12 protein-coding genes are annotated in these 15,138 nt (G+C 70.0%); 9 read left to right on the top strand and 3 right to left on the bottom strand.

Annotated features, from left to right (window positions below):
• Positions 1-32: 32 nt before the first annotated feature.
• The 3 genes from ABFT23_RS01965 to ABFT23_RS01955 form a co-directional block, all read right to left on the bottom strand.
• Positions 33-2,183 (bottom strand): DNA sulfur modification protein DndB, encoded by a 2,151-nt coding sequence (locus tag ABFT23_RS01965; RefSeq protein ID WP_347892189.1) that lies wholly within the window; start codon positions 2,181-2,183, stop codon positions 33-35.
• A complete protein-coding gene (locus tag ABFT23_RS01960; RefSeq protein WP_347892188.1) occupies positions 2,183-2,827 on the bottom strand; it encodes a hypothetical protein in 645 nt (214 codons plus the stop codon). Before ABFT23_RS01960 ends, ABFT23_RS01965 begins: the two co-directional genes overlap by 1 nt.
• A gap of 734 nt (positions 2,828-3,561) precedes the next feature.
• The gene (locus tag ABFT23_RS01955) at positions 3,562-4,317 is read right to left on the bottom strand and encodes an IclR family transcriptional regulator (protein WP_347892187.1); all 756 of its coding nucleotides are present in this window, start codon (positions 4,315-4,317) and stop codon (positions 3,562-3,564) included.
• A 128-nt stretch (positions 4,318-4,445) separates the two neighbouring features.
• Between ABFT23_RS01955 and ABFT23_RS01950 the strand changes: the two genes are divergently transcribed.
• The 9 genes from ABFT23_RS01950 (at position 4,446) to ABFT23_RS01910 (ending at position 15,068) form a co-directional block, all read left to right on the top strand.
• Positions 4,446-5,408, top strand: coding sequence for a hypothetical protein (locus ABFT23_RS01950; RefSeq protein ID WP_347892185.1), 963 nt, complete (start codon positions 4,446-4,448; stop codon positions 5,406-5,408).
• A 139-nt stretch (positions 5,409-5,547) separates the two neighbouring features.
• A complete protein-coding gene (locus ABFT23_RS01945; RefSeq protein ID WP_347892184.1) occupies positions 5,548-7,107 on the top strand; it encodes an APC family permease in 1,560 nt (519 codons plus the stop codon).
• Between the two features lie 145 nt (positions 7,108-7,252).
• Positions 7,253-8,689 (top strand): gamma-aminobutyraldehyde dehydrogenase, encoded by a 1,437-nt coding sequence (locus ABFT23_RS01940; RefSeq protein ID WP_347892183.1) that lies wholly within the window; start codon positions 7,253-7,255, stop codon positions 8,687-8,689.
• The gene (locus ABFT23_RS01935) at positions 8,689-9,015 is read left to right on the top strand and encodes a hypothetical protein (RefSeq protein ID WP_347892182.1); all 327 of its coding nucleotides are present in this window, start codon (positions 8,689-8,691) and stop codon (positions 9,013-9,015) included. The genes ABFT23_RS01940 and ABFT23_RS01935 overlap by 1 nt, the downstream gene beginning before the upstream one ends.
• Before the next feature lies 1 nt (position 9,016).
• Positions 9,017-10,756, top strand: coding sequence for a phytoene desaturase family protein (locus ABFT23_RS01930; RefSeq protein WP_347892181.1), 1,740 nt, complete (start codon positions 9,017-9,019; stop codon positions 10,754-10,756).
• Complete coding sequence (locus tag ABFT23_RS01925; protein ID WP_347892179.1) at positions 10,753-12,504, top strand: dihydroxy-acid dehydratase; 1,752 nt, start codon at positions 10,753-10,755, stop codon at positions 12,502-12,504. The genes ABFT23_RS01930 and ABFT23_RS01925 overlap by 4 nt, the downstream gene beginning before the upstream one ends.
• Positions 12,501-13,061, top strand: coding sequence for a TetR/AcrR family transcriptional regulator (locus ABFT23_RS01920; RefSeq protein ID WP_347892177.1), 561 nt, complete (start codon positions 12,501-12,503; stop codon positions 13,059-13,061). Before ABFT23_RS01925 ends, ABFT23_RS01920 begins: the two co-directional genes overlap by 4 nt.
• 7 nt (positions 13,062-13,068) lie before the next feature.
• On the top strand, positions 13,069-14,295 hold the full coding sequence (locus ABFT23_RS01915) for an MFS transporter (RefSeq protein WP_347892175.1): 1,227 nt from the start codon (positions 13,069-13,071) through the stop codon (positions 14,293-14,295).
• Positions 14,292-15,068, top strand: a complete 777-nt coding sequence (locus tag ABFT23_RS01910; protein WP_347892173.1) for an IclR family transcriptional regulator — start codon at positions 14,292-14,294, stop codon at positions 15,066-15,068. The genes ABFT23_RS01915 and ABFT23_RS01910 overlap by 4 nt, the downstream gene beginning before the upstream one ends.
• Positions 15,069-15,138 lie beyond the last annotated feature (70 nt).

The raw sequence follows: 15,138 nt of genomic DNA, 5'->3' as shown, positions 1-15,138 counted from the left end.
CAGGACCCGATGATTTGACCGATGCGGCGTTCTCAGCCTTGCAGGTCGTCGTTGGTGGTTCTGGGGTCCTTCGGCGTGCCAGCAACGATTGTCTTGGTGGCGCCCGCGAGCCTTCGACTACCCAGCGCCACGACCATCTCCGCTGCCGTGTCTGCGTCTGGGTCCGAGCCCAGTGCGGCTTGGTGGACGGTGTTGGAGTAGCGCCGTAGCGAATCGCGATACCACCGGGCCGATACCCGCAGCAGCGCCGGTACGACGCCTGGCGCTGGGCCGCGCCGGATCTGAAGAAGGTCGATCCACGCCGCCGTTGCTGCAGTTGCCCTGTTGTCGACCGCGGATGGGTACGGGTCGTCGTCGAGGAGCCGAAGGCCGCGGTCGGCTCCGAGCGCAGCGCCCAGATCGTCCTCGTCGTCATCACGTTCCCCGTCGCTGACACTGCCGTCGTCCTCGTCCTCGTCCTCAAGCATGCTTGTGACGGCCTTACGGTTCAGGTACTTGTCCAGCGCCGCGGCCTCGTCGTCTGTGTGTTTCGACCCCTGCTCGTCGCCGTACAACTCCTCCCATCCGTAGATCGTCAGGAGCAGTACCAATCCGGCCACCCCACGCATCGGAACCTGGATGTAACTCAGTGAGCCGTCGGCTGCGATTGCTGTCCCGCGCCAGAAGTCCGGGTCGTTCAGCAAGGGCGCGATGCGTTCATTGAACAGGCCGATCCAGTGCAGGAGAACGACCTCTCCCGTCGACGCCTCGAGACCCCAGTACTCGGCTAGCGCGGCCCGAGCGTCATAGACCTCACTAGCCGCCATGACGAACCCACGTTGGAAGACGACCTGGTAGGCGAGGCGGTGTTCAGACTTCACGCTCTGCGCGACGCCAGCAGCGCGACCTACGAGGTCGTCGTCGCCGTAACGAGCGATAAAGGCCCGCCGGCCCCGGGCGTCTTGTCCGAGCCAGAGCTCGTCCTTGCCCCCGAGGAGCTGGCTGCTCTCTAGGGCGGCCAACATCTTGGCGTACGGCGCCATGCGCGTCAGGGGTAGGGCGACGATCTGGCCGCGGGTGTCTGGGAATGCTTCGACGGCTGCGTCGAACTCGTTAGAGGTGAGTACGAAGGCGTCTTCGCGGTCCTCGGCCGCAGACAAGCGTCGGATCAACGTCTGCGAAACCCAGCGCTCGTCAGGCTGAAGTTCATCGGTGACCCATTTGATCCAAGCGCGCCACGCATCCCAGTCCTGTTCGCCGGGTTGCTTCTGCATGCTCTGCACGACCAATTGATGCAGTGCGCGGATGGTCGAGATGGCTGGCCACTCGTCGTCATCGAATCTGGACCGATCAGCCCTAGTCCAGTCGACTGCCGCCAGTGGGATACGCGCCGGGGTCTGATGCGCCTCGGCAGCGAAAGGCCCGCCGATCCCGTCGGTCAGGACCCGACGCATCGCTACGGCCGAGAAACTGACGTCATCGAGCAGGAACTGTCGCTCGCTGCTGACTCGCTTTGCGTTCTTGTTGATGTCGGTGAAGATCGCTCGACTGGTCGCAATGATCGACTGCGGCGCGCCTTCGGGAGCTATGAACCCCAGCTCGGCGGCGGGCGCAACGATGAGGATCGGGATGCGGCTCTGATCGGCTTCGAGGATGTGAGGGTCCTTCGCAGCTAAGGTGCGAATGGCCGCGAAGCGGTGTTGTCCGTCGATGATGACGGCCTTAACCCTGTCGGGCTGCCACATCAGATAACCGACCTCGCCACCCTTGAGCTGTCGGATGAGCACGCCACCGGCGCGCCGGATGTCGTAAGTCGTCTCATTCAGCAACGTCGGGTCTGGCGGCGCCAACGGGGCGCCGAACTCGTCTTGAGGCCGTCCAGCAGCAGTTGTTGGCAGCAGCACGACTGTCAGACTGTTGAAGAACTTGATGTGGCCCGGTCGCTTCAGGTAGTCGACGATGTCCTCGCCTGCCCGATTGTCGTCGAGCACGCGCTGCATCAACTCGTCGAGCCGAACCGGATCGTCCGCGTTGACGGGCAGTTGATGGGCCAACTCCAGGTTTCGCAGAGCTTCATTCACAGTCAGGGTGGCCGAAAAATAGGGCACGGCCTCGCCTGCGAAGTTGTACTGGCCCGCCGTGTAGACGATCGGCCGGGTCCAGGTCGCTGCCTGTTCCTGCGCCATGGCACTCAGGTCGGTCATCAGTCCATCCTCACGTTGTAAACCGGGTGCGATGCTCGAATGACTAGGGACTCAGCCAGGGAGATCTGCAGATCACTGACGTCGCCGCGTTTGCCCGGCGGGGCCAGCGCCGCACCGTTCGGCGGATCGACGATTGCGAGCATCGTCACTAGGCAGTCCTTGATGTCGAACCCGTCGCGATCGAGCAGCTTCGCAAAGGTCGTCTCCGACTTGAAGTGCATCGGGATCCGATCCTTGAAGTTCAGCGCTTTACCTACGTACAGGGGTCGCTGAAACATGGAGGCCGCAAGCAGGACCCAGCCGATGTCGGTCTTGCCAGCCGTGGTTAAGTCGTCTAGGCGAGTGTGACTGGAGCGCGTCAGCGCTGCTGGATCGTCGAAGATCTGCACGCGCCTGTAGCGGCCGAGCCGGCCGGCTTCTGGTCGTACCTCCCGGGTCTGCTGCATCCGGTCGGTCATCGAGTGAAGGCGCTGTCTGCCGGTCGCTCCCGACGTGTCGTCATCCAGTCGCCGGGTCCAGATGTAGATGCCGGAGGCTTCGGGCAGTGACTCCTTCAGAACGGCGAGCGATCCTCGGCCGGCACGCCGTCCGTCGACGACATGAAGACGAACCTGCTCGTAGAACGGGCCTACCATCTCGAGCAAGGGCGCTTGTTGAAGGCGAGCATGCGAGGGTCCTGGTTCTTTGGCCTGTTGACTACTGGATGCGTGGCAGCTCGAGAGCAAAGGCGTCGCGCCCGGGGGCCGAGTCACCCTGCACCGCATCATCGCAGGTGAGGCTTGACTTCAAAGGCGGCGCACCGCTCGGCTTTCAAGACGGCACGGCCGAGGAATTGCAAGACCAGGTCGTGGTGACACAGCCGGGGACGACACCAGAACCGTATTGAGACGGGCTCCATGGTTCGGTGTCGTGATGACGGTCGTCCCTCGCGCGCGAGCCGCGACGGGGCGCGTATTGAGGGCACACTGAGGGCACAGTCGTGTGCGCAGATCGACGCAGATCTACCAAGATCTGCGTAGATCGACTTGAGCGGGGACCTGCTGGTCGCTCCGTTGGCGCCCGTCGGCAGTCATCAGATGTGGCGTGTCGCGGTGACCGTACGCAAGTTGGAGTTCGTCGATGTTGCGCAATAACGCCAGGTCAGGGCCCATTTGTCGTTGCTGACGAACGCTGGCGGCAGTGTCCGGTCGTGATTCCGCAACCTTGTTGAGACCCCCCCGGTGTGCCCGAAGTACGACAACCAGCAAATGACTACGGATCAGAAGGTTTGGGGTTCGAATCCCTACAGGCGCGCAGATCCTGACACCGCCCGACCTGCGCAATGCGGGTCGGGCGGTTCTCTTTTTACGTCAGCCCCGCCTCGGGCCGGCGGGGGAGATCAGTAGAGCCGGGTTGCGATGCGGTCGGCTGCGTCGCGCACGCGGGCGCCGACGTCACCGATGGTGCTCTCGTCGAGTCGGTGGGTCAGGAAGCTGACGCTGATCGCGTAGTGCGACGGCCCGGTGGGGGCCGGGACGGGCGCGGCGATGCAGGTCAGGTCCTCGTCTGCCTCCTCGTGGTCGACGGCGTAGCCGTCGGTACGCGCCCGCTCGATCTCCGCAGCCAGCCGGTCGAGGCTGGTGATGGTGTGCGGGGTGAAGCGCGGCAGCGGCCCGGTGCCGACCAGGTCGTGCCACGCGTCGTCCGTCATCGTCGACATCAAGGCCTTGCCGAGCGCCGAGGCGTGCCAGGGGTCGATCTGGCCGACGTCGCTGACCTTCTTCACCGCGCGATTGCCCTCGGCCACGTCGATGAGGACCACGGCGTCGTCCTTGCGCCAGGCGAAGTTGACCGTCTCGTTGTAGGCAGCGACCAGGTCCTCGACGACCGGGCGGATGGCGTCGCGTGGCACGTGGTCGAGCAGCGCGCGCTGGCCGAGACGGAAGACCTCCCAGCCGAGACGGTAGTGACGGCCGTCGACCTTCTCGACGAAGCCGAGGCCGGCCAACGTCGTCAGGTAGCGCAGGGCGGTGGCCTCGTTGAGCCCGGCCTGGCGTGCGACCTCTGCGAGGTGTGGTCGTTCGGTTCTGCTGACCGCCTGCAGCACGCGGACGGTCCGGTCGACGGCAATCAAGCCCGAGGCAGTGTCTTTCACCGAGTGAACGATACACGTGCTCAATGAAACTCGTCATTGACAGTGCGATCCGCGCCACTCTAGGGTTTCATCCAACGAAGCACTACTTCATTGAGTGAAAGCCGGCGTCAGCCGAGGAGGAGCCACGGATGGCCAGCACGACTACGGGGGCCCGGTCCCCGCGCAACGGAGCCGCGATCTTGAAGGCGCAGGGCTACCTGGGCGCCGACGACTACGCCCTCACCGCGTCGGAGAAGTCGTTCGACGACGGCGGGCAGTATCGCCTCGAGATCTCCGGGGTCGAGCGGATGTCGACGATGGAGGCGCTGCTCGACGAGGCTGCGGCCCAGGACGTGTTCGTGCACCGGGCCATCGCCTTCGGTGGCGGCGCCACCCTGCTCGACACGGGCGAGCTGGCCGACGTCAACGACGCCGCACGCGAGCACGGCATCGACCTCGTTGCCGTGCCCGGGCCGCGGACCGGCTGGGACCTCGGTCGTCAGGCCCTGAGCAGCGAGGGGCAGTCGGGCGGACGACGGGTCCGCGGGCTCGACAACGTCCGATACCTGCTCGACGACTACCAGCGCATCTTCTCCACCGGCATCCGCGGGGTGCTCGTATGGGACGAGGGCGTGCTCGACATCCTGAACCGGGCGCGGGCCGCGGGCGACATCCCGCCCGACGCCCAGTTCAAGGTCTCGGTCTACACCGGTCACGCCAACCCGGCGTCCATCAAGATCCTCCAGGACCTCGGTGCCGACAGCCTGAATCCGGTCGGCGACCTGAGCCGGCCCATGCTCGCCGCCATCCGCCGCAACGTCGACATCCCGCTCGACGTCTGGGCGATCACCTTCGAGTCGTTCGGCGGCATGAACCGCCTCTACGAGGCCGGCGACATCGCCCGCGTCGCGGGCCCGGTCTACTTCAAGGTCGAGCCGGGCGAGTCCGAGGGCGTCATGTACAACGCCTGGGTCGAGCCCGGATTCCACGCCGACCTGGTGCGCCACAAGGTGCGCCACTGCGCGATCCTCAACGAGCTCGTCGCCGCCCACAGCCCGGACGTCGTGGTCTCGCCCCCGGCCGACCAGCCGCCCCGCGCCCTCGTCGGCTGAGGAGCAGGTCGCGCTCCGCGACCGCCTCGCCCGCCGTCCACTGCCCCCCGCACGTCACCTCGACCGACGACGACGTCGCACGGGTGTCCCCGAAAGGCCGCCACGAACCACCTGCCGTACCCGACGAGATGAGACCCGCATGACCGCCTACGACGACGCACCGCAGCCGACACCCGGCCTCGCGACCACCGGCTCCCGCCACAACCACGGCTTGCGCAAGGACACGCTCGGCGTGGCCAGCATCGTGTTCTACATCATCGCCGCGGCGTCGCCGCTCACGGTGCTGATCGCCCTGTTCCCGATCATCGCCAGCGCCGGCAACGGGGTCGGCATGCCGGGCGCGTTCGTCGTCGCGGCGGTGGTGCTGCTGGTCTTCGCCGTCGGCTACGTGGCGATGTCGAAGCACGTGACCAACGCCGGCGCGTTCTACGCCTACGTGACCCTGGGGCTGGGCCGGATCCCCGGGCTCGGATCGGCGTTCTTGGCGATGTTCGCCTACACCGCGATCCAGGCCGGTCTCTACGGCGGCTTCGGCTTCTACGCCTCAGAGCTGGTCGACGACGTCGCCGGCGTCGCGGTGCCGTGGTGGCTGTGCGCCCTGGTCGGCATGGCGGCGTGTCTCGCCCTCGGGATCCAGGGCGTGCACTCCGGGGCGCGCGTGCTCGGGGTGTCGTTGAGCCTCGAGGTCGCGATGATCGGGGTGCTCAGCTTCTTCAGCCTCTTCGGCGACGGGGTGCCGGTCTCGGAGTTCAGCGCGGAGCCCTTCGCGCCGAGCGCCGTCTTCGGGGCGGGGCTCGGCGTCGCGCTGATGTTCGCCCACGCCTCCTTCATCGGCTTCGAGGGCAGCGCCATCTACGGCGAGGAGGCCCGCGACCCCAAGCGCACCGTGCCCCGCGCCACCTACATCTCGGTGGCCTTCATGGGCGCGCTCTACGCGATCTCGGGCTGGCTCATCTTCAACGCCGTGGGGCTCGACCGGGTCGTGCCCATCGCCGACGCCGAGGGCGGCAACTTCATCTTCGCCGTCAGTGACGACCTGGTCGGGTCCGGAATCACCGTGGTCTACCAGGTGCTGATCGTCACGGCGACCTTCGCGGCGATCGTGACCTTCCACAACAACGTCTCGCGCTACCTGTTCTCGCTCGGGCGCCAGGACCTGCTGTGGAAGCCGCTCGGCTGGACGCACGCCTCGCGTCAGACACCGTGGATCGCCTCGATCGTGCAGACGGCCTCGGTGCTCGTCATCGTCCTGGCCTTCGCGATCCTCGACCAGGACCCCTTCGCCACCCTGTTCACCTGGGCCACCGGCATCGGCGCGATCGCGGTCATCCTGTCCCAGCTCGTCGCGGCCGTCGCGATCTTCGTCTTCTTCCGGCGTTCGTCAGTCGACAAGCGGGTCTGGAACACCGCGGTGGCCCCGCTGCTCTCGGTCGTCGGCCTGGCCGGCTTCCTGGTGCTCACCCTGGGCAGCCTCGACGTGCTGCTGGCGGTGGACGGCGGCGTCGCCGCCCTGATGGTCGCCCTGGTCTTCGTCGCGATGCTGGTCGGCATGGCCTACGGGCTCCGCCTGCGCAGCGCCGACCCGGAGCGTTACCGGCGCCTCGGCCACGACGTCGACGAGCGGGCCGACTCCGCCGCCGGGACCGCCGGCGGGACCGCCGCCGAGCCGATGACCGAGCCCGTGGTCGACGCGGGCTGACGAGACGGACTGGGTGGTCGCGAAACCACCACCCCTACGAGCGTACAGATGTACGCTCGTGAGCGTACAGACGTACGCTCCGGCAGCTGCGCGCCGCCCCCTGTGCACGAACCACACGACACGACACCTTCAGAAAGGCTCAGCCATGCCTCTCCAGAGCGACATGTACGTCAACGGCGCCTTCGTCCCGGCCACCGGAGGAGAGCGCGACGCCGTCCACGCGCCCGCGACCGGCGAGCAGTACGCCGAGGTCGCCCGCGGGTCCGCGGCCGACGTCGACAAGGCGGTCGAGGCGGCGCACGCCGCCTTCCCCGGCTGGTCGCGCACCACCCCGGCCGACCGCGCCCGAGCCCTGCTCTCCCTGGCCGACCGGGTCGAGGAGGACGCCGAGAACCTGGCGCAGATCGAGTCGCAGAACGTGGGCAAGCCGATCGGCCTGGCTCGCGAAGAGCTCGAGATGATCCCCGACCACCTGCGGTTCTTCGCCGGTGCCGCGCGGACGCTCGAGGGTCGCGCGGCCGGGGAGTTCGTGGCCGGCAAGACCAGCATCATCCGGCGGGGACCGCTGGGCGTCGTCGGCTCCGTCGCGCCGTGGAACTACCCGATCCTCATGGCCACGTGGAAGCTCGCGCCGTCGATCCTCACCGGCAACACGCTGGTGCTCAAGCCCTCCGAGCACACGCCGTTCAGCCTGCTCCGCCTCGCCGAGCTCGCCAGCGACCTGCTCCCGCCCGGCGTGTTCAACGTCGTCACCGGCGACGGCCCGGAGGTCGGTGCCCGGCTCGCGCAGCACCCGCTGGTGCGGATGTCGTCGCTGACCGGGTCGGTCGAGACCGGGCGGGCGCTCATGCGCGCCTCGGCCGAGACCAACCTCAAGCGGCTCCACCTCGAGCTGGGCGGCAAGGCCCCGGTGCTGGTCTTCGACGACGCCAACGTCGACCTGGCCGTCGAGAAGATCATGGAGGGCGCCTTCTGCAACTCCGGCCAGGACTGCATGGCGGCGTCCCGCGTCTACGCCCACGCCCGCGTGCACGACGAGCTCGTGGCCGGTCTCGAGAAGGCGGTGAAGGCACTCGACCTCGGCGACCTGCAGGACGACGGCACCGACATGGGTCCGGTCATCACCGCGCGGCACCGCGACCGGGTGGAGGGCTACGTCGAGCGCGCCGCCGCCCAGGACCACGTCGAGGTCTTCCGGGGCAGCGACCCCGGCCGCGGCTTCTACAGCGCGCCGACGCTGGTGGCCGGCGCGCGGCAGGGTGACGAGATCGTCCGGGAGGAGGTCTTCGGACCGGTGACCTCGGTGACCCGGTTCGACGACGGCGACGACGTCGTGGCGTGGGCCAACGACACCGAGTACGGGCTGGCCTCTTCGGTCTTCACCCGCGACGTCGCCCGCGCCATGACGGTCTCGGCCGACCTTCAGTTCGGCACGGTCTGGGTCAACGACCACCTCCCGGTGACGCCGGAGATGCCGCACGGCGGCTACAAGCAGTCCGGCAACGGCAAGGACATGTCGACCTACGCTCTCGAGGAGTACACCGAGGTCAAGCACGTCATGATCAACACCGAGGCCTCGTGATGCCGGTCAGCGCCGTCAACACCTTCGCGCTGAAGCCGCACGTCACCGCCGAGGAGTTCGACCGCTTCTCCCGCGAGGTCGACCGGCCGGCCTGCCTCGCGCTCGACGAGGTCGAGGCGTTCGAGGTCTACCTCGTCGACCACGGCCCGGAGGGCTCACCCCGGGTCGACGTCATCGAGGTGATGACCGTCAGCGACTGGCCGGCCTGGGAGCGGGCCCGCGATCACGCCCCGGCGCTCGCCGCGGTCACCGCCCGGTTCGCCGAGCTCGTCGACGAGAGCACCGTCGCCACCTACCTCACCCACCCCTCCGCGAAGGAGTCCTGACATGGACCGCGAGCAGCGCGCCGCCGAGCCCTACGACTCGATCATCATCGGCGCCGGGCACAACGGACTGGTGGCCGCCAACTACCTGGCCCGTGCCGGGCAGCGGGTGCTCGTGCTCGAGGCCCGCGACGTCGTCGGCGGGGCCTGCGTCACCGAGGAGCTGATCCCGGGCAGCAAGTGGTCGTCGTGCGCCTTCATCGCCGGGCTGCTACGCCCGGAGATCGTCGACGAGCTCGAGCTGAAGAGGTTCGGCCTCGACCTCTACCAGGGTGACGCGCTCTCGTTCAGCCTCTTCCCCGACGGCAGCCACCTGATGATGTGGAAGGAGATGGACCGCACCATCCGTGAGATCGAGAAGCTCAGCAAGGCCGACAGCAAGGCCTACCTCGACTTCGGGCTGCGGCTCCAGCGCTTCGCCGGCATCGTCACGCCCTACCTGCTGACCTCGCCGCCCGAACGCTCCGACCTGCTCGCCGCCTTCGAGCAGGCCGGCGAGCAGAGCCTGTTCAACGAGTTCACGCTCCTCTCGGTCCGCGACCTGCTCGACCGCTACTTCGAGGACGAGCGCGTCAAGAGCCTGCTGACCTTCTTCGGGATGGTCTCGATCTTCGGAGGTCCCTCGACGCCGGGCACCGCCTACACCTGGGGCCACCACTCCTGGGGCGAGTTCGAGGGCAACTTCGGCCAGTTCGGCTTCGCCCGCGGCGGCATGGGAGCCATCTCCGACGCGCTCGCCGCGGGCGCCCGCCACCACGGGGTCGAGATCCGCACCTCGACCCCGGTGGACACGGTGGTCGTCACCCGCGGCCGGGCCACGGGCGTGCGCCTCGCCGACGGAACGCAGATCCAGGCTGCGCGCGTGCTGTCCAACGCCGACCCCAAGCGCTCGCTGCTCACGCTCCTCGAGCCCGGAACCCTGACGGCGCCGATGGAGAAGGCCGTCCGCTCCATCGACACCCGCGGCTCGATGGCCCGCATCCACCTCCTGGTCGACGAGCTGCCGCACTACCTCCCGTTCCCCGAGGCCGGCGAGGGGCCGCAGCACCACGGCCACCAGCTGCTCGGCGCCTCAATCGAGACCTTCGAGGAGGCCGCCGAGGCGCAGCGTCGCGGCACCTTCCCGAGCCACTACGTGATCGAGGCCGTGACGCAGTCGGTGCACGACGACTCGCTGGCGCCGAAGGGTCTGCACACGATGACGCTCGGCATCCAGCAGCTGCCCTCGCACCTCGAGGGCACGACGTGGTCGGCCGAGAAGGAGGCGTGGGCCGACCGGGTGCTCGAGGACCTGTTCCACTACGCCCCCAACCTGCGCGACCACGTGCTCGAGCGGGTCGTGATCACGCCGGAGGACCTCGAGACCGAGTACCTCATCACCGACGGGAACATCTTCCACGGCGGCATGATGCTCGACCAGCTCTTCGGTGCCCGGCCCCTGCAGGAGCTCGCCGACTACCGCACGCCGGTCGACGGCTACTACCTGTGCGGCTCGGGCACCCACCCGGGCGGCGGCGTGATGGGCGCCAACGGCCACAACGCCGCGCGCGCCGTGCTCGACGACGCCGCCGGCGCCGTCCGTGAGCGGCCGCGGGCGAGCGGCGCCGCAGCGACCCGGCCGTGGCAGGAGCGGGTCACCTCGCGGGTGATGGCCACGCGGCCCGGTCGGTGGCTGGGCTACCAGACCGCGCGTCAGCCGGCGCTGCGTCGCGTCACGTCGTACGCCGCCAAGGTGCGGCGGTGACCGCCGGGGCGCCGGTGTCCCTGCGCAGCGCCCGCTGGTTCGGCGGGCACGACGTGCCCGGTTTCGTGCACCGCTCGGCCATGCGCGCCTCGGGCTTCTCGCGTCGCTCGTTCGACGGCCGACCCGTCGTGGGCATCTGCAACTCGTGGTCTGAGGTCGTCAACTGCAACATGCACTTCCGCGGCCTGGCCGACTCGGTGCGGCGTGGCGTCCTCGCGGCCGGCGGGCTGCCGCTGGAGTTCCCCACGATCTCGCTCGGCGAGCAGCTGATGAAACCCACCACCATGCTGTTCCGCAACCTCATGGCGATGGACGTCGAGGAGTCGATCCGGGCCTACCCCTTCGACGCCGTCGTCCTCATCGGCGGCTGCGACAAGACCACCCCCGCCCAGCTCATGGGCGCGGCCAGTGCCGACGTCCCGGCGATCGTCCTCACCGGCGGGACGGCGGCGCCGGCGGTCTTCGACGGCCGCCAGCTCGGCGTCGGCACCGACCTGTGGGAATACGTCGACCAGGTCCGGGCCGGCACGATGTCCCTGGCCGACTACGACCGGCTCGAGGCCGCGGCCGGGCCCTCGGTCGGGCACTGCCCCGAGATGGGCACGGCCTCGACGATGGCCGCGATCGTCGAGGGCCTGGGCATGACCCTGCCCGGGGCGGCGGCGATCCCCGCGACCGACTCGCGCCGGCTCCAGATGGCCGAGCTGGTGGGCTCGCGGGCCGTGGAGATGGCCCACGAGCAGCTGCGGCCCTCGCAGGTCCTCACCGCGGAGGCCTTCGACAACGCGATCACGCTCATGCTCGCCGTGGGCGGGTCCTCCAACGCCGTGGTGCACCTGCTCGCGATCGCGCGGCGGGCCGGCGTCGAGCTGTCGCTCGACCGGTTCCACGAGCTGTCCGCGCGCACGCCGCTCGTCGTCGACGTCCGACCGGCCGGGCAGCACCTGGTCGAGCAGGTCTTCCACGCCGGCGGTATCCCGGCGGTGCTGAAGGCGCTCGAGCCCCTGCTGCACACCGACGCCGTGACGGTGACCGGTCGGACCGTGGGGGAGGACCTGCCGTCGCACGTGCCCGACAGCGACGTCATCTCCACGCTCGACGCCCCCTTCCAGGGGCCTCAGGGCCTGGCCGTCGTCCGGGGCAACCTGGCCCCCGACGGCGCGGTGGTCAAGTGCAGCGCCGCGACGCCGGCGCTGCTGTCGCACCGGGGCCCGGCAGTGGTGTTCGAGGACATGGCCGACCTGATGGCGCGCTACGACGACCCCGACCTCGACGTCAGCGCCGACTCGGTGCTCGTGCTGCGCACGGTCGGGCCGCGTGGCGCGCCCGGCATGCCCGAGTGGGGTCAGCTGCCGATCCCCACCAAGCTGCTGCGCGCCGGCGTCACCGACATGGTGCGCATCTCCGACGCCCGCATGAGCGGGACGGCGTTCGGCACGTGCGTGCTGCACGTCAGCCCCGAGTCCGCCGCCGGCGGACCGCTGGGGCTGGTGCGCGACGGCGACGTCATCGTGCTCGACGCCCTGGCCGGCCGGCTGGAGATGGAGGTCGACGACGACGAGCTCGAGCGGCGACGTCGGACGACGACCCCGCGCCGGGCCAGGCCGGCCCGCGGCTACGCCGCGATGTACGTTGACCACGTGCTGCAGGCGCACGTCGGGTGTGACTTCGACTTCCTCGTCGGCCGCTCCGACGACCCGGCCTCCGAGCCCGCCGGGGTGTTCGACGGCTGGGTCGGTGGCTGGTGACGTCGTCGAGCCGCGGGCCGCGCGGCACCGGCCACGTCGACCCCCAGCGACCCCAGCGCATCGTGGAGGCGGCCCTCGAGGTGATCGTCGAGCGCGGCGTGGCCCGCACGACGCACCGGGCCATCGCCGAGCGCGGCGGCGTCCCGCTGGGCTCGGTGACCTACCACTTCGCCTCGCTCGACGACGTGCTGTGGGCGGCGTTCTCGCAGGTCGCCGACCGGGTCTCCTCCCGCTTCGAGCAGACCATGTCCGACCACGTCGATGGCGACCCGCGCGAGGGCGTCACGGCGATCATCACCGAGTTCGTCACCCAGCACCAGGACGACCTGCTGCTGTCGTTCGAGCTCTACGTGCTCGCGGCGCGCGACGTGCGCTTCCGTCGGCTGATGGAGAAGTGGCAGCACACGGCCCGGGGCATCTTCGCCGCGCACTTCGACGTCGTCACCGCGCGCATGGTCGACGCGCTGCTCGAGGGTCTCCTCGTGCACGCGGCACTGTCGACCGAGCCTGTGGACCCCGGGTTCATCGCCGCGGCCGTGGCGCGGATCGCCGGCTGAGGCGCGGGTGCCCCGCCGTCCGCCCCCCGCGCTGCGGGCCTGGCGCAACGCGACCTTCGTGGTCTTCGCCGTCGCCGGCACGGGTTTCGCGACCTGGGCCTCGCGCATCCCCGCCACGCGCGACGAGCTGCAGCTGAGCACGGTCGGCGTGGCGGTCCTGCTGGGCGGCATCTCGATCGGCTCGGTCGCCGGCCTCGTGCTGGCCCCGGTCCTCATCCGTCGCACCAGCGGACGACGTGCCTTGACCGGGTGCACCCTGGGCTTCTGCCTCAGCCTGGTGGTGGCCGGCCTCGGCGTGCATGTGCTCGGGAGCGTGGCGGTCGCCTTCGCGGCCCTCGTCGCGTTCGGGGTCTGCTTCTCGGCCACCGACGTCCTGATGAACGTGGAGGGGGCGATGGCCGAGAAGGCCCTCGGGCGCACCGTGCTCCCGCTCATGCACGCCTTCTTCTCCCTCGGCACGATGGTCGGTGCGGGCCTCGGCGCGATCGCCGTCCAGCTCGGCGCCGGGGTGGCCGTGCACTTCGCTGCGGTCACCGTCGTCCTGGCGGGCTGGACGCTCGCGTCGGCGCCGCGCCTGCCCGGCGAGGTCCGCACGTCGGTCCCCGACGCGCCCGCCGCCGGACGACGACCCGCCCGACGTCGGCTGCGGATCCCCGAGCGGCTGCGCGACCGCCGGCTGCTGGCGATCGGGCTCGTGGTCACCGGCATGGCCCTGACCGAGGGTGCGGCCAACGACTGGATCGCGCTGGCCGCCGTCGACGGCCACGGCACCAGCGAGTCCGGCGGCGCCCTCGTCTTCGGCGCGTTCGTGCTCGGCATGACGCTGGCGCGGGTGGCGGGCGGGCCCCTGCTCGACCGCTACGGCCGGGCCGAGGTGCTCGCTGCGACGGCGGCATGCGGGCTGGTCGGGGTGGTGCTGTTCATCCTGGCGCCGAGCGGCACGGTCGTCGTCCACGTCTCGGCGGTGCTGTGGGGCGTGGGGGCGTCGATGGGCTTCCCGGTCGGCATGTCGGCGGCGGCCGAGCACCCGACCGACGGCCCCCGCCGGGTCAGCATCATCGGGGTCTTCGGCTACGGCTCGTTCCTGCTCGGCCCGCCGGTGATCGGGGTGCTGGCCGACCACGTCGGCCTGCTGCACGCGTTCTACCTGGTCGCCGCGCTGTTGGTGGTCTCGCTGGTGCTGTCGCCGTCGACCCGGTCGACGGCGCAGCCGGCACCCGCGGGCCGGGCATGAGCGACCTCGTCGACGTCGAGCCGCTCGGCCGCGAGACCGTGCTCGGCAAGGCGATGCTGATCCTGCAGGCGTTCACGGTCGAGCAGACCACGCTCACGTTCGCCGAGCTCCAGGCGCGCACCGAGCTGCCCCGGGCCACCCTGCACCGCGTCGCCGGCGACCTGGTCCGGGCCCGCCTGCTCGACCGGCAGCACGGCCGCTACCGGCTCTCCGGACTGGTCTTCGAGCTCGGCATGCGCGCCTCGGTCGAGCGCCGCCTGCTCGACGTCGCCGTCCCGTTCCTCGAGGAGCTGCGGGAGACGACCCGCGAGACCGCACACCTGGGGCTCCGCGAGGGTCACGAGGTCGTCTACGTGGCCAAGGTCGCCGGTCACCGTCAGGCCGCGGCACCCTCGCGGCTCGGTGGGCGGATGCCGCTGCACGCGACCGCCATCGGCAAGGTCCTCCTCGCACACGCGCCGCCCGAGCTGCGGCGCCGGGTCCTCGACGGGCCGTTGCCCCGGTTGGCCCCGCGCACGCTCACCCACGCCGGAGTCCTGGCCGAGCAGCTGCGCACCATCGCCGAGCGGGCGGTCGCCTTCGAGCACGAGGAGTCGGCGGTCGGGGTCGTCTGCGTCGCAGCCCCCGTCGTCGACCGGGCCGGCCTCGTCGTGGCCGCGATCAGCGTCACCGGCCCGGTCACCCGCTTCCGGCCCGACGCTCACGCGAGCACCGTCCGTGACGCGGCTGCCGGCATCTCGACGGCCTTCGCCAACCGAGCCCGCTCCCACTGAGCGGAACCGGGCGCTCGTCCTCGGGCTGCCCGGCGCGCCACCGTGGGTGCCCAGGCGACACCGCCCGACG

This window comes from Nocardioides secundeburneus (assembly GCF_039939255.1).
Classification (GTDB): Bacteria; Actinomycetota; Actinomycetes; order Propionibacteriales; family Nocardioidaceae; genus Nocardioides.
This window is presented reverse-complemented; position numbering and strand designations above follow the sequence as displayed.